This window comes from Kitasatospora cheerisanensis KCTC 2395, assembly GCF_000696185.1.
Taxonomy (GTDB): Bacteria; Actinomycetota; Actinomycetes; order Streptomycetales; family Streptomycetaceae; genus Kitasatospora; species Kitasatospora cheerisanensis.
Window position 1 is genome coordinate 95711 of record NZ_KK853998.1, and the last position, 14507, is coordinate 110217.

Below are 14507 nucleotides of genomic sequence, written 5' to 3' on the forward strand. Positions count from 1 at the left end.
GGAAGCCGTCACCATCCGCCGCACCCTGGTCGCGGCGAACCCGGACGCCCACTTGCCCGGCCTCGCCGGTTCCCTCAACAACCTCTCCGTCCGGCTCGGCGACGCGGGTCGGTCGGAGGAGGGCCTGGCCGCCGTCCGAGAAGCCGCCGGCCACTACCGCACCCTGGTCGCGGCGAACCCGGACGCCCACCTGCCCGGCCTCGCCAGTGCCCTCAGCAACCTCGCCGTCCGGCTCGGCGCGGTGGGCCGGCGGGAGGAGGGCCTGGCAGCCGTCCAAGAAGCCGTCACCATCCGCCGCACCCTCACAGAGACGTATCCCAACGTGTTCGAACCAGATCTACAGCAGTCCCTGAACGTGGCCGTTTGGCTCGAAGGGCTCGATCCGTAGGAGGTGAGTCCGCGACCAGCGCGAGGCCTGGTAGGAATACCGGACGTTCAGAATGACGCGCCCCGCCAGTCGGGGCGTCCGCCTGGTCGGCGGCGGAGCGGCAGGCCTACGCCAACGACCGCGACGAGCCGCGTGCGCTGATCGCGGTCTCCGCGAAGTCCAACCGGTCGAAGGCGGACAAGGACGTGTCGGAGTGGCTGCCGCCGGCCGAGGCCTTCCGCTGCACCTACCTCACCGACTGGACCGTCGTGAAGACCCGCTGGGGCCTGAGCGTGGACCAGGCCGAGGCCGACACCCTGCACCGCCTCGCCGCCGCCTGCTCCAACTCGCCGCTCACCGTCACGCTCGCCCGCTGACCGGCGCCAGCAGGGAGACCAGCACGGTGATCGAGACCCTTGAGCCCGCCGCGTTCGCCGCCACCCTGCCCCCGCACGTCGTCTCCGCGTCCGTCCTCGTCAGCGACGAGGACGGACGGATCCTGATGCTCCACAAGGCCCGCCCCTACCCCGGGCACCCCGCCTGGTGGCAGCTGCCGGCGGGCCTCGCCGATGCCGGCGAGCACCCCCTCGCCGTCGACTACCGCTCCGCGGCCGACGGCTGGCCTCCCGTCGTCGACTTCGCGTTCGCCCCGACCCGGTGCCGGCGGGCCTCTTGCCGAGGCTGAGCGCGGAGCACGACGCGTTCGCCTGGCGGACCCACGAGGAGTGGCTGCTGTTCCTGCAGCCCGAGCAGAGCGCCTGGTTCACGTCGCTGTGGCGGGCCCACCTGCGGGGCGCGACGGGGGTGCTCGTCGACGGCTGGGAGATCGCCGTGCCGTGATCGGCGAGTCGGGTGGGTTCAATGGGCGTGGGTGTGCCAGCGGCTGGTGCGGGGGCTGAATGCGGTGGCGTACAGCACTGCCGCGTTGACGGCGGCCAGCGTCAGCAGCACGGCGAGCGGGGTGCCGACGTCCGCGGGGTCGGGGGTGAGGAAGCCTTCGCGCTTCGGGTGGGCGAGGGCCCACAGCTGGACGGCGGCGGGCAGGACAGCGGCCAGGGACAGCGAGGTGAGCGTGGTGGTGTAGGCGCGGGCCCACAGCCGGCCGCGGAGCAGGCCGCGGGCCGCGGCGGCGTGCAGGGCGATCATGCCGAGCGCGGGCAGGGTTGCGGCGGGGGCGAAGGCGAGTGCGGCGGCGAGCGGCCACAGTCCGGCGATGGTGAGCAGGACCAGGTAGCCGGCGGCGGCGCGCATCTCGCCGGGCCGGGTGGCGCGTGCCGGCCGCTGAGGATGGGTCAGGCGTTCCGCGTACAGGGGTGTGTGGCCGTCGAGGTAGCGGCGGGCGGGCGCACTGTAGGGCAGGCGGGCCATGACCGTGCACACGGCCGCGGCGATCACGGCGGCCAGGGCCGCGGGCAGGCCGGGCGCGTCGGTGGACAGCAGCACGTCGAACGCCGCACCGGCCCAGCCGATCGCGGCGAGGATGGGCCGGGCGGCGCGGCGGCGGGTGTGGAAGGCGAACGCGACGCCGGCGACGGCAAGAGCCGCGGCGGCCAGCAGGAGTGTCGGTGCGGGCAGGGCGGTGGGGAGGTCGGCGTGGCAGGTGGTGCCGGTGATCGCGCCGGGGGTTGAGCAGGCGCGCCGGATGTCGTCCTCGCCGGGTTGGGCGGCGGTGAAGGCGGCGAGGGCGAAGCCGGCCAGCGCGGCGGCGAGGGTGTAGCCGAGGAACGCGGCGGCGTGGACGTGTTCGGGGATCACCCGCCGTCCGCTCCCGGCGTTCGCGGCGGGGCGGGGCGGCTGCGGCCGGCCCGCAGGCGGAGCGGGGGGTGCGGGGGTGCGGGGGGTGCGGGCTGGGTCGGGCGCTGGGGTACGGCGTGGGTCATGGCGGGTTCCTCACGGTGGGCGGGTTCGGTGCGCGGCCCGCCCGGCCGTAGCCGGGCAGGCCGATGTGGTGACGGCTTGTCAGCAGTGGGCGAGCGCGGGGGTGAAGGCGTCACCGGGGGTGGTGAGGTAGTAGTCGTAGACATAGAGCCCGGTGTCGAGGCGGTCCCAGAGGGTGTAGGGCAGTCCGTCGACGGTCGGGCCGTTTGTCTGGCACACGACACGCACCTCGGTGCCGTTGCCGGGCAGGCGTCCGGCGACCTGGCCGCTGCCGGGACCGGTCCATTGCGCGAGGAAGCCGTCGGTGAGCCGGTGGACGGTGTAGGTCTGCGCAGGGGCAGCAACGGTGCTGGTGATCGACGGGCGAGGCTCGCCGATGGGCGGCAGGCTGCCGGACTGCGGGGCTCGGGCAGCCGGCTGCTGGGGTGCGGTGTTCTGGTGCGGTGTGGGAGAGGTGGTGGGTTCTTGCGCGGTGGGGGCCGGTGAAGGGGGGAGGACGGGGGGTGTGGATGTAACGGCGGGCTGGAGTTCGGCGCCCTTGGTGAGGTAGACCAGTCGGTCCTGCAGGGAGCAGACGCGGTAGTCCAACTCGCAGAACCGGTCGGGTTCGTCGGCGATCAGGGTCTTCACGGGGATGCCGTTGTCGCTGTGCTCGTCGTCGATCGGCTTGACGTGGATGGCGCGGCCGAGCGCCGCCCGGCACAACGAGAGGAGTTTGCTTTCTTCGTCGTGGGACAGGGGGAGCCACTCGAGCCGGGGGTGGATCATGCCGGCGTTCTGCACGAGTCGACGGGCGATGTCATTGTTGTGCAGGTCCATGGCGTGGGCGGCAGGGTCGCCGTTCGGGTGCTTGTCGTACTCGGCGAGGTAGTTGGTCTGCTCGTGGAAGTAGCCCCAGTCGCTGGCGTAGCCGGGGTCGCCGGCGGCGACGGCCAGATATCCCTGCCACAGGCAGTGGCGGCCGGCGTCGTCGAGCCCGTCGTACAGATCGCCGGGCGCGGTCGCGAGGTCGCCCTGGTGGTGGGAGGCGAAGTCGGCGGAGTCCCGGACGGTCGTGAGGCAGGTCATCGGGCCGTTGGTGAAGCTCAGGCACAACTCGCGCAGGCTGGGCGGGATCTGGGCGAGCAGGTTCTGCGCCGGCTCGGCGGCCTCGGAGGCGACCTTTTCGCGGGCGCCGGCGGTGGAGGTCAGGTGGACGATGCTGACCAGGACGGCGAGGACCAGGGCGACGAGCGCTCCCGTCTTCGCGTAGGCGTGACGTTGCATCGGGAATCTCCCGTAAGTGGTGGCTGGGCGCGGAAGGTGACGCTTCCGCGGTTGGCTGCCGGTGTCGGTTCTCCGCCGTGCCGCGGCCTGATCCCGGACTTCCCGCAGCCGGTCCACTCTGTCCGGACTGCTGTCCGGACAGGGATTGAGCTGCAGGAACAGGCGGCTGCCGACAATCCGGCGGGACCGTGGGCACGGGTGGGGGCGGCTGCGTTCGTGCCCCCTTGCCCGGGGCGGCGTGCCCGCTCGCCGAGCGACACCGGTCGGCGAGCGGGCACGCCGGCTGGTGCTCACCGGTGGGGCAGGTCAGTTGGCGCAGCGCGGGATGCCGGTCCTGTCGATGCTGACGCCGGTGTCGACCCAGACGTCGGCGAGGTAGCCGGTCAGCGTCCGGTCGCCGATCTGGACGGTGGCGTGGTCCCAGTACGGGCTCTGGCCGCCCCATCCCCACAGTTGCTGGCCGCCGTCGGTGAAGCAGTCGACGGTGACGGTCATGCCCTGCTGCAGGTCCCTGATCCGGGGGTGCCCCAGGCCGGGCCCTTCTCGCAGGGGCATCGGGTCGGCCTTGACGATGCCGGTGACGGTGCTGGGCTTCGTGGTGCTGCCGTCGTCGGGCGGCAGGATCTGGGACTGCGGGGCGGGGCTGGCGGGGGACTGGTCGGGCCGGGGACCGGAGTTCGGGCCGGAGGTCGGGTCGGTCTGCGGTTCGGGTGATGCGGGCGCGCCGCTCTGCGGGGTGCCGCACTCGTCGGCCTGGTTGGACCGCTCGCCGGGCGGGACGTTGATTTCGGTCTTGGTGGCGTTGAGCGCGTTGCAGATGTTCACCACCTCCGGGATGGAGAACATGGGGGTCCCGATGTAGCCGTGGACAAGGCCGGCGGCGTAGACGGTGCCCGGCTTCGGGCCGAGGACGAACAGCGGGCCGCCGCTGTCACCGCCGTGGAAAGGAGGCTCGCTGAACCAGGACCAGTCCAGCGCGACCGCGCCGCTGTCGGTGATCGAGGAGACGCGCAGTCCGCACTTGATGCCCGACGTGGCCCCGGACACGCACAGGGAGTCGCCGACCTGCGGCCTGTGCACGCCGATCACCTGCTTGTGGAACGCGCCCGGGCCGGCCGGCCCGTCGAAGATGTTCGCGCCGCTGGGCATGGTGACGAGCGCCGCGTCCTGGTAGGCGTCGAGGGTGCTGACGGTGCCGATCGGGTGGCTGTTCCCGGAGTCGGCGAAGGCTTCGTCACCGACCGCGTCGAAGCAGTGGGCCACGGTCAGCATCGCCGTCGTCGCCGGCTCGCCGCTCTTGTGGACGCCGAAGCCCGTGCTGCAGCCGCCGCTGGGAGCCGTGTAGAACCTGCCGCCGCCGCTGTAGGGGGCGGTGTCGTTGTTGCGGTCGACGCCGGTCTCCACGGCCGGCAGCTTCGAGCTCTGGTCGTTGACGTCGGTGCGGGCGTGGGCCGCGGGGGCGATGAAGCCGAGCGCGAGTGCCGCCGTGCTGGCGGCCATCAGTGCGCGGATCTTGGATTTGCGCATGGCGAAGTAGCTCCCGGTGGGGAAGTGGTGGGTTTCGCGCCGGAGTTGACGCTCCTTCAGATTGGCCGGGGGGCCGGGTGTCCACCATGCTGTGGCCTGATCACGGACCGACTGCGGACTGAGCGTGGACGGTCCGGACTGTCCGGACCGCTGTCCGGACGTGTGCTGAGCTGCGAAGACAGGGGAGGTCGGCGGTTTGGAAGGGGAGGCTGGCGCGGTGGACGCGGACGGTTCGGGCGGCCCGGGGCAGGCATTTCGGGAAGCACTGCAGAACCTGGTGGCACGGCATGGGGGTGCTGATGCGGCCGCGAAGGCCGGGTCGGTGGGGCGCTCAACGCTCTACGAATGGCTGAACGGGAAGGCGCTGCCGCAGAACAAGTCGCTGGCGGCGTTCTTGGCGAAGCTCGGGGAGGGCCCGGCCGAGCTTCTCGGGCTCCTCACCGCGGCGAAGGCCGCCCGGGCCGCGCGCCGGGAACGGTCACCGAAGCGGCGAGGGCCGGCGGTGCGAGCTCCACACCGACGGTGCCGGTGGAGGAGGTCGTGTCGGAGGCCGACGGGGGCGGTTCGGCGCCGGCGGTTCCGGACGAGGAGGGCACCGCGATGCTGGGGCCCGGCCGCCGGGGGCGACGGCGTGCCGTGGTCGGGATCGCGGCGGCGGTGGTGGTGCTCGTCCTGGGCGGCGGCCTGTACAGCGCCGGGGTGTTCGACGCCGCCCGCGGCGCCAGGGGCGCCGCGGGCGGCGGATCCGCGGCCGGCGTGCCGGCGCCCAGCGGCGCGCCGGTGTCGGGCAGTCCTTCGGCGTCGGCCGGGGGGCTGCCGCCGCAGGCCTCGCCTTCGGCGGGCGGGTCCGATCCGGCCCAGCCGCCCGCTGCGACGGGCGGCAGCGGTACGGGCCCGGCGGCGGGAGCGGCGGGGCTGGCGGCAGCGGTGGAGCAGGGAGCGGCGGGAGCGGTTCTGCGCCCGGCGCGGGAGCGGGTGCCGGGAACGGGGCGGGTGGCGGGCAGCAGCCCGGGGGAGGGGCCCAAGCGACGCCGACGCAGCCCACCACGGCGTCCGGGCAGGTGCGCTACAGCGCGGTCCACGGACCGGGCTGCGATGCCGAGTGGTTCTACGCCGACCCGATCTTCCAGGCCGGCGGCGGCGGACTGAACGGCAGCACCTGCCACGGGCAGGCCGTGGCGGCCACCGTGTCGGGCGTGGCCGGCCACGCCGACGGTGGCGCGTTCTGGCAGTTCAACACCGGGCACACCGGCTCGGGCAGCTGCACCATCGATGTCTACGTTCCCAACAGTGCGGACGCGGGCGGCACCGCGATCTACTTCCTGGATGCGCGGCAGAACGCCGAGCCGCCCCTCTACAGCCCGCCTCCGGTCAACCAGGTCGCCAGCCGCGGGCAGTGGGCCTCGCTGGGGACCTGGCCGATCCCCTCCGACGGCTGGTTCTCCGTCACGCTGTCCAACAAGCCGGCCAGGAGCGGCGACGCCTACAAGGTCGCCGCGTCCGCGTCCCGCGCGACCTGCCGCTGGTAGAAGTCGCGGCCGGGCGGTCAGTGTTCGGCCGGGCCGGGGCGCCGGTAGGCGGTGACCGCGTTGTCGGAGGGCAGCGCGGTGATGGTGACGCTGCGGCCGGTGCCAGGAGCGTGGACGACCTTGCCGTCGCCGAGGTAGAGCTGGACGTGGCCGCCGCCGTTGGTGAGCACCAGGTCCCCCGGTCGCAGGTCGGCGCGGGCGACGGCCGTCCCGGAGCGGAGCATGTCCCAGGTCGTGCGGGGCAGGGTGACGCCGGCGCGCTGCCAGGCCCGCATCACCAGCCCGGAGCAGTCGAACGCGTCCGGTCCGGCCGCGCCCCACCGGTAGGGCTTGCCGACCTGCGCGAGAGCGAACGCCACCGCCGGGTCGCCGGCCGGGGCCGATCCGGTGGCTGGTGCGGGGGACGCCGTCGTACCGGGCGTCGGGGAAGTCGTGCCGGATGCCGGTGCGGGCGAGGCCTCCGGCGCGGCGGCGCCCGCGGGCAGGCGCAGGGTTGCGCCGGCCAGGATCAGCGTCGACGTGCCCAGCCCGTTCAGCTCCTGCAAGGTCTGCACCGTGGTGTGGTGACGCCGCGCCAGGCCCCACAGGGTGTCACCGCGCCGGACCGCCACGGACCGCACGCCCGCGCCAGCCGCCGCGTCCTCCGTCCCGGCCGGGACGGAGGGGGCGGGCCCACCCGCCACCGCCGGCACGGCAGGCGGGGCGACGGGCGCGGCCGGCGCCGGAGCAGGGAGGGCGGTGGAGTGCTGGACGGCGGGCCGGGAGGGGGCGGTCTGCCGCTGCATCAGGACGGCGGCCAGGGCGATGAGGCAGACCGCCGCCATCGCGGCCGGCACCGCCGCGCGGCTCCGCCACGGGCGCCGGGGTGCCCGGTGGGCGCCAGGGCCGCGGCGGACCACGGTCAGGGCGCGCAGCACGCTGGGCGGCGCCTCGCAGCCGGCGATCCTGCCCAGCAGCACGCTGGCCTCCGGTCGGGGGAACCGTCCGGCGGCCATGCCGAAGAGCTGCGCAGCCGTGCCCCGCCAGTGCCTGATCAACTGCTGCGAGCCCGCCGTGTCCGGCCGTCCCATCCCGCCCCTCCTCGATCGGCCGCGCACTGCGGCTCCGACGGAGGCAGCCTCCCCGCCATGGCACCTGTTGCCCAGGGGATCGGGTGTCCGGGGTGGATCCCGGACAGTCCGCCTTGTCCGGACCTGCGTCCGTGCAGGTCGACGGCGTCCGGCATGGACAGCGCGCCGGACGGACGGACCCCGGCACGACGCGCCGGGGCGTGCCGCACCGCTTCGCCGGACGGGCCGGCAGACAGCGGGCAGGTCGGCGGGAGTTGGGCGGAGGCGCAGAGAAGGAGCTGTGCGGCGAGGCGTCAGCGGGCAGCGTTCACGTCTTCCGTCTGGCCGGGAGGGGGCGGATCGTCGCATGTTCGTAGTAGAACCAGGCGGCCGTGTCCCGGTCCCACTGCACCAGGGCGAGCCACCACCGGCCGCCGAGGGCCCGCCGCCACGCGAGGAGCACGCCCGGCCGCCACCGGCCGCCGAGGCGGATCCACACAAGCTGCCACCGCTCCAGCCGGTCCGGCTGGCAGGGCTCGTCGATCACCTTGTCCGGGGCGGTCTGGGCGTCACCGGTCCGAAGGCCGCGCAGGGCCGGATCGCCTTGCCGGCGCGGAACGGGAACGGTGCTCACTTCTCGAATACTAGTTCGAAACCCTGGCTTAGAGGCAGCACGGCGCCGGCCCAGCCCAGCAGCGCAGCGAAGCCCGCCGCGCTGCGCCCGAGCCTGCCTGCCGTCACCGCGGCGGTAGGTCGTCCGGTGTGAGGTCGGTGCGGGTGCGGTGGGCGCGGACGGGGTGGCGCCAGCGGCCGGCGTGGTCGCGGGCGGTGTCGGCTACCACTTCCAGCACCAGGTCGGGTTCGACGAGGTGGACGTCGAGGGTGTCGCGGCTGCCCCACCCGGCGGAGAACGTCCACCCGGCCCACGGGTGGCCGGCCCGGGCGGGTGTCAGCCTCTCGCCGATGTCGTGCGCCAGCACGCTGTTCAGCGTGGTGGTGCGGCCGACGTAGCGCAGCAGGCCTTCCCGGTCCTGGCGGCCGAGCAGCAGCGTGGCGGGCGAGGCGATGCTGCCGGTGACCGCGCCGACCACCGCCTCGGTCGTCACCCGGACCTTGTACTTCCGCCAGGCCCGCCGGCCGGGCAGGTACCGCTCGCCGAGGCGCTTGAAGCACAGGCCCTCCAGCCCGGCCGCGGTCCACCCGAGCCACTCCCGTGCCTGTTCCGGGTCGGTCGTCGACGGGCACAGCGCCAGCGGCCCTGCCGCCGGCAGGTCGGCGAACAGCCCCTCCAGGGCGGTCCGGCGCCGCTCGTACGGCCACCCGATCAGGTCCTGCTCGCCGTCGTGCAGCAGGTCGAAGGCCACGAAATGCGCCGGCCACTCCCGCGCCGCCTGCTCCGCCCGCGCCCCGCGGGAGGCGAGGCGGCGCTGCAGCCGCTCGAACGCCAGCCGGCCGCCCTCCCACACCACCAGCTCGCCGTCCAGCGCGACCTGCTCACCCAACTCCCGGGCGGCGCGCACGACCTCCGGGAACGCCGCCGCCATCTGCGCCCCGCGCCGCGACCGCAGCACCACCTGTCCGCCTCGGCCGACCAGCAGCCCGGCCCGGTACCCGTCCCACTTCGGCTCCGCCGCCCACCCGGCAGGCAGGTCGGGGCTGCTCACCGGCTCGGTGAGCATCGGCTCGGGCAGCGCCCACGACGTCACGACTCCCAGCGTCGGGGCGAGGACCGCCGGGCGCAGCCGGTGCCGGGCAGAAAGAGCCGGGACGATCAGATGCGGGTCGTTGGTACGACCTCCTGGTGGGGTGGCAGGGGTGGCAGGGGGCGGTCAGGGTGGGCGTTCGCGTGAACGTTGTTGACCAGGCGTGAATCGGAATCCGGTCATGCCCGATTGGTGGGACCGGTGCCTGCGGGTACCGTGTCGGGTGATGCATTCGGACGACATCGGGCCACAGCTTCGTCAGGTCCGGGTGGTTGGGATGTACGACGGACTCGGGTCCGCAGGCATTCGCAGTGCCTGTGGCGCGAACCCGAATCCGCCGCTTTTCACAAAATGCCGTCACCGCACGGTGTGTGGCGGTCGGCCCCCTGGCAGGGGCCGACCGCCGCGCCGGCTACAGCAGGTCGAGGACCTTCAGCAGCCGAAACACCCAGTAGCCGGCCGATGCGAGCTTGCCGACGAAGTCGAAGACGACCCCGCCCTTCCGCAGTCCGCGTTCCAGCACGGTCTGGCTGTCCGTGTGGTGCCGGACGTCACGGCTCGTCGTGGCCGACCGCTGCACCGAGGCCGACTGCTCCTCGGACGGCGCCTGCCGTTCGGATCCGTTCATTCCGGCTCCCTCCCTCAACACCCCCGCCGAAGCGGGGGCAACCGGCGGCCGTGTGCCGCCGGAGTCCGAGAGGCCCAGGGGCCGACCGGGAGGAAGAAACAGGCGACGGGTCAGGAGACCGGCGCGCCCGCGGCGGCGTCCGCTCCCCTGCCTGACTCCTACTCAGGTTGAGCGTAAGCGTGCGGTGGCGAGTGCCCAAAACACGCCCAACCCCCGGATCCGCACACGGGACCAAATGCCCAGATGAATAGGGGTGACGCTCTCGAGGCCACACGGCAGGCGGAACCAGGGGAAGCCGCTCAGTGACCTTTACGCCCGCTGGTGCGGTGCGCACCTTCATGCGTGCAGTCGAACCCCAGGTCATGTTCGTCTCCGGGCCTGTCCCGGCCTCCCGTCCTGGTCCCGTTCCGGCCTCGCCTTGCCCCTGGACGGGCCCCGTACAGGCTGCTGACGGCCGATCAGCACCCGGTGGGCTCTCGCCCGTACGACGGAACGGAGAAGCCGCTGGCGGCCGTCGACGGCTCCTGCGCCGCTGTCTCGCCGCCGAACCCCCGGCCCCGACCCCTTCCGCCACCGTCGACGAGCCACGGTCCCGGGCCGCCGGCGGGCACGGCCGGCACGCCGCCCGGCGCGAGAGCAGGGCAGCGCCCGTCTGCGGCCAAGGGATCGTCGCCGCTCGGGCGCGGAAGTGTCCTGACCTGCCGCCCGACCGTTGAACAGCACGACCGAACCGCCAACCAGCGGCCGGCACCCCAAGGAGAACCGATGGCCACCACCATCACGCAGGCCGACCTGGACGCCGTCCTCGACGCCCACCCGCTCCTGAACGCCAACGGCTACGGCAGGCCCATCGGCTACAGCTACGACACCGCGGCAGGCCGCGAGCAGCTGCGCGGCCTGCTCGGAGAGGTTCAGCACTGCGCCGACTACCTGCACTCCCGGCCGTGGCAGACCCGCCTGTCATCCCACTCCCTGCACAGCTACAACCTGAAGCACTCCGCGGAGAACTGGGGCGACTTCGGCTATGTGTCCAACGGCGCGATGATCGCCGCCGCCCTCATCGTCCGCATCCCGATCCGCCTGGACGACTTGAACCCGACGATCGGCATCACGAGCAAGCACCGCTGATCCGAGCCTTCCTTCTGTCCTGGACCGGCCCGGCGCAGTCGGGAGCGCCGTGGCCCGCAGGGGCCGGGCCGGTGAACCCCGGGCACGGCGCGGGCCCGCCCGCCGTGCCCGGGCGGGGGCGCGGATACGATCCGGCAGTGACCCCCGCCGAGCTGCAGAGCCTCCTGATCAGCCACCTGCCCACCGCCGTCCCCGGCATCGAGGCCGCCGAGCCCTGGACCGGCCGCCCGTACGGTCTCGTGGTCACCGCGCAGGGCGCCGGCACCGTCTACTGGACCGTCACCGGCGCGTCCAACACCGCCCCGGCCGCCGCGGTCGAGGGCGAGCGCCTGGCCGAGCAGCCGACGCCCGACCTGCCCGGCGGCGGGAAGGCCGCGACCGGGGAGATCGAGCAGGCCCTGCTGACCGCGCTCGCCGCCGGCGCCGAGGAAGGGCACGTGCTGCGCGCCGAGCGGTACAGCACGCGCCCCGTCCCGCCCGGGTTCCGCTACGGCCTGACGGTCGACTGCGCGGACGGCTGGCGGCTGTTCGCGACCTGCGTCGGCACCTCCCGGCGCGGGGAGAAGCTCGCCGAGCACCGGCACTACAAGCCCGACGAGACGGTGTGAGCAAGGCGAGGCGGGATTCGAGTCGGTGACGACCGGTCAGAATGGGGGCATGAGCACCGATCGCCGCCCGTTGGGGCTGCACTTCTCCGAGTCCGCCGCCGTCGACCGGGCCGTGCCGGACGACGCCGTGCCGCGCCTGCTGCCCGCCGAGCGCTCGCCGTTCCTCGAACCCGCCGCCGCGCCGGCGGCGGCCGTGCCGGTCCGCGAGGGCGTGCCGGGCGGGCGCCGCAAGCTGGGCCGCGGCTTCCTGGCCGAGAAGGACTGAGTCGCGCTGACACGCCTGGACGGGGCCGTCACCTCCTGGAGGTGGCGGCCCCGTCGTTCGTTCTGCGCCGTCTGTGCGAGCGGCAGACGGCGCGTCAGGGGCAGGTGTACTCGGCGGCTTGAACTTCACAGTCTCGAACTGTAAAGTTTTCTTATGAGCTTCACCGCCACCGAGTTGTGGACCGCCCAGCAGTGCGCCGCCGCCTGGGGGATCGGACTGAAGACCTGGCACGGCTACCGGGCCCGGGGCCAGGCGCCGGAGCCGTGCGCCCATGCCGGGCGCACCCCCTTGTGGGACCCGCAGACCGTACGCACCTGGCCCCGCACCGGTCAGGGCGCCCGCACCGACAAGGAGATCCCCGTGATGCTGCCCGCCCTCCCCGCTGACGTTCCGATCGTGGACGTGCGCGCGACTTCGAACGACACCGAGCCGACGACGCCGGCGCAGGCCGGAATCGACACCGACCGGCAGTGGTGGGTCGAGGCCGTCCGTCGGCCCCGGTTCGGCGACGCGCGGGTCACCGTCACCCCGCCCGGCTGGGGCGAGTACGAGCACCTGCTTTCCGTCGTGCTGCCCGCCGACGACGCCGACGACGTCCAGGCCACCGCCGACTATGCGGTCAACATCGCCCGCCAGCTCGTCACCCTCTCCGCCGACACCCGCGACGCCGCCGCCCTCGCCGCTCTGCGAGAACTCCTCGGCCCCGACGGCCCCCAGGCCGGCCAGAGCAGCACCGCGTGGTTCAAGGTCATCGGCTGGCTGAACGAGGTGCGGGCCACGCGCGGCCGGACCATCCCCGTACTTGACCTGTAGATCACGACAACCACGGCGCGCCCCGCCGTGCGGGAGTGGCTGGTGGCCACCGGCCGCGCCGTCGAGGACGCCGACCTGCTGGACCCCTGAGGAGGGCCCGTGAACACCCCGTACACCGGCCGGCCCGCCTGGTTCATCGGCCCCGACGAGGCACTCGCAGTGCTGCGCCGCGCCGCCGAGGCCCGCGGTGTGGTCCTGGCCCCGGATACACCGCCCGACGAGGCGGACGCCGAGGAGCTGACCGACGAGCTCGCCGACGTCCTGCTCACCGAGCACCCGTCCTCTCAGGAGGAGTACCTGAAGCTGCGGGGCCTGGGCCGCGCCGAACTCGCCGCCGAGCAGACGGCCGGAGGTGACCGGTGAGTCCGGCGGACCCGAACCAGCCGAACGAGGCCGCACGGCTCACGCAGGAGTTGATCGACCAGGGCTACACCAAGCGCCAGGTCGCCAAGATGCTCGGCCGCGACGCCTCGCTCGTCTCCCAGTTCTTCACCAAGGGCAAGGGCGCGAGCATGGTCGGCGCGCTGCGCCAGCTGGTCCGTGCGGTGCGCGGCGGCGAGCGCGACACCGAGGCCCTCGGCGCGGTCGCCCAGGAGAACGTGCAGCGCCGTCGCACGAAGACCGGGCAGAAGGCGCGGGTGCGCGGCAAGGACGTCGTCGGCGAAGCGGGTGGGTCGATGGCGGGCCGGGCCGGGAAGCAGGCCATCCGGTCGGGTGCCTCCCATCTCGCGCCGGTGGTGCACGAGACCGGGCAGGCCGGCGGCCGCCTCGCCTTCACGGTGCGGATGAAGGCCGACCAGTACGTCTACAGCGCGGGCTCGGAGAAGGACTCCGGCGGCATCCGCCGCGGCTTCATCCCGCGCTCGGACGGCACGGAGGAGCGCACCTACGGCTCCGCCTCCACCGGCGGGTTCGACGCCGCCGAGTGGTCGCAGCGGGTCGCCGACCACCACGGCGACGTCACCGAGGCCATGCGCGAGTGGCTGGTCGAGACCGGCCGCGCGGTCGACGATGCCGACATCGCCTACCTCGAAGTCCGAGGCTGGGTCCCCGAGTAGCAGCAGTAGGTCCGCCCGCCCCACCTCCCCAGCCTCAGCACCCGAAGGAGAAGCACCGCCGTGGAGACCACTGCCACCGCCGAGCAGACCGTGCCGGCCGGGCTGCGCGCCCAGGCGCCGGTGCCGGCGCAGCCGTCCGGCACGGTGAATCCGTTGCCGTTGCACTGGTTCCAGAAGGACGCGGTCGCGGCGGCGGTGCGCGAGGTGAAGGACGGTGGCCGCGCCACCGTCATCGCGGCGACTGGCTCGGGCAAGACCCTGATCGCGGCCGGCTGCGCCCGGCGGCTGGCGGCGCGGGGCCGGGTGCTGGTGCTGGTGCCGACGATCGAGTTGTTGGAGCAGACGGCGGAGGCCTGGTCGTTGAAGGGAGGGCGGCGGGGGCTGGCGGTGGCGGCGTGTTCGCGGGAGGAGGCGCTGGAGAGCGCGGAGGCCGGCGGCCGCGTTCACGCGCAGGTGACGACGCAGGCCGCGCGGATCGCGGAGCTGGTCGCCGCTGAGAAGGCCGGTGAGCCGGTCACCGTCTACGCCACCTACGCCTCGCTGGAGCGGATCGTCCAGGCCCACCGCGACTTCCGCCTGCCCGCCTGGGACCTGGTGGTGATCGACGAGGCCCACCGCACGGCAGGCGCGGAGGGGAAGGCGTGGGCGGCCGTCCACGACGACGCCCAGGTCCCCGCGAAGCGCCGCC

Annotated in this window: 18 protein-coding genes and 1 pseudogene; 12 read left to right on the forward strand and 7 right to left on the reverse strand. The window is 73.9% G+C overall.

What is annotated here, in order from left to right:
• From KCH_RS36305 to KCH_RS36320, 4 genes and pseudogenes are all read left to right on the forward strand, one after another.
• Positions 1-388, forward strand: a 388-nt coding sequence (locus tag KCH_RS36305; protein ID WP_208866104.1) for a tetratricopeptide repeat protein, incomplete at its 5' end; no start/stop codon positions are given.
• An 86-nt stretch (positions 389-474) separates the two neighbouring features.
• Positions 475-744: pseudogene (locus KCH_RS46940) on the forward strand (hypothetical protein); the annotation flags it as partial.
• Positions 745-770: 26 nt separating this feature from the next.
• Positions 771-1052, forward strand: a complete 282-nt coding sequence (locus KCH_RS43115; RefSeq protein WP_035875984.1) for an NUDIX hydrolase — start codon at positions 771-773, stop codon at positions 1050-1052.
• Positions 1040-1207, forward strand: coding sequence for a hypothetical protein (locus tag KCH_RS36320; RefSeq protein WP_157032501.1), 168 nt, complete (start codon positions 1040-1042; stop codon positions 1205-1207). Before KCH_RS43115 ends, KCH_RS36320 begins: the two co-directional genes overlap by 13 nt.
• Before the next feature lie 18 nt (positions 1208-1225).
• On the opposite strand, the gene KCH_RS36325 is transcribed toward KCH_RS36320, so the two are convergent.
• From KCH_RS36325 to KCH_RS36335, 3 genes are all read right to left on the reverse strand, one after another.
• Complete coding sequence (locus tag KCH_RS36325) at positions 1226-2122, reverse strand: hypothetical protein (protein ID WP_035875990.1); 897 nt, start codon at positions 2120-2122, stop codon at positions 1226-1228.
• A 204-nt stretch (positions 2123-2326) separates the two neighbouring features.
• Positions 2327-3511 (reverse strand): DUF6973 domain-containing protein, encoded by a 1185-nt coding sequence (locus tag KCH_RS36330; RefSeq protein WP_035875992.1) that lies wholly within the window; start codon positions 3509-3511, stop codon positions 2327-2329.
• A gap of 306 nt (positions 3512-3817) precedes the next feature.
• Positions 3818-5038, reverse strand: coding sequence for a chymotrypsin family serine protease (locus KCH_RS36335; protein ID WP_035875994.1), 1221 nt, complete (start codon positions 5036-5038; stop codon positions 3818-3820).
• A gap of 1061 nt (positions 5039-6099) precedes the next feature.
• Between KCH_RS36335 and KCH_RS36345 the strand changes: the two genes are divergently transcribed.
• Entirely contained in the window at positions 6100-6567 is a 468-nt protein-coding gene (locus tag KCH_RS36345; protein WP_035875998.1) for a carbohydrate-binding protein, read from the forward strand.
• A gap of 17 nt (positions 6568-6584) precedes the next feature.
• On the opposite strand, the gene KCH_RS43655 is transcribed toward KCH_RS36345, so the two are convergent.
• The 4 genes from KCH_RS43655 to KCH_RS36365 form a co-directional block, all read right to left on the reverse strand.
• On the reverse strand, positions 6585-7637 hold the full coding sequence (locus tag KCH_RS43655; RefSeq protein ID WP_051654119.1) for a C40 family peptidase: 1053 nt from the start codon (positions 7635-7637) through the stop codon (positions 6585-6587).
• A 307-nt stretch (positions 7638-7944) separates the two neighbouring features.
• On the reverse strand, positions 7945-8250 hold the full coding sequence (locus tag KCH_RS36355) for a hypothetical protein (RefSeq protein ID WP_157032502.1): 306 nt from the start codon (positions 8248-8250) through the stop codon (positions 7945-7947).
• A 103-nt stretch (positions 8251-8353) separates the two neighbouring features.
• Positions 8354-9322 carry an ATP-dependent DNA ligase gene (locus KCH_RS36360; protein ID WP_341865504.1) on the reverse strand — a complete coding sequence of 323 codons (969 nt, stop codon included), beginning with the start codon at positions 9320-9322 and terminating at the stop codon, positions 8354-8356.
• Between the two features lie 409 nt (positions 9323-9731).
• Positions 9732-9947: a hypothetical protein gene (locus KCH_RS36365; protein WP_035876004.1), complete on the reverse strand. Its 216-nt coding sequence runs from the start codon at positions 9945-9947 to the stop codon at positions 9732-9734.
• A gap of 765 nt (positions 9948-10712) precedes the next feature.
• Between KCH_RS36365 and KCH_RS36370 the strand changes: the two genes are divergently transcribed.
• The 7 genes from KCH_RS36370 to KCH_RS36400 all read left to right on the forward strand — a co-directional run.
• A complete protein-coding gene (locus tag KCH_RS36370; protein ID WP_035876007.1) occupies positions 10713-11075 on the forward strand; it encodes a hypothetical protein in 363 nt (120 codons plus the stop codon).
• Between the two features lie 137 nt (positions 11076-11212).
• Entirely contained in the window at positions 11213-11683 is a 471-nt protein-coding gene (locus tag KCH_RS36375) for a hypothetical protein (protein WP_035876010.1), read from the forward strand.
• A gap of 49 nt (positions 11684-11732) precedes the next feature.
• Entirely contained in the window at positions 11733-11948 is a 216-nt protein-coding gene (locus KCH_RS36380) for a hypothetical protein (RefSeq protein ID WP_035876014.1), read from the forward strand.
• A gap of 153 nt (positions 11949-12101) precedes the next feature.
• Positions 12102-12761 (forward strand): hypothetical protein, encoded by a 660-nt coding sequence (locus tag KCH_RS42065; protein WP_035876017.1) that lies wholly within the window; start codon positions 12102-12104, stop codon positions 12759-12761.
• Between the two features lie 99 nt (positions 12762-12860).
• The gene (locus tag KCH_RS36390) at positions 12861-13124 is read left to right on the forward strand and encodes a hypothetical protein (protein ID WP_035876020.1); all 264 of its coding nucleotides are present in this window, start codon (positions 12861-12863) and stop codon (positions 13122-13124) included.
• Complete coding sequence (locus KCH_RS36395; RefSeq protein WP_035876023.1) at positions 13121-13819, forward strand: hypothetical protein; 699 nt, start codon at positions 13121-13123, stop codon at positions 13817-13819. The genes KCH_RS36390 and KCH_RS36395 overlap by 4 nt, the downstream gene beginning before the upstream one ends.
• A gap of 60 nt (positions 13820-13879) precedes the next feature.
• Positions 13880-14507, forward strand: a 628-nt coding sequence (locus tag KCH_RS36400; protein WP_035876026.1) for a DEAD/DEAH box helicase family protein, incomplete at its 3' end; no start/stop codon positions are given.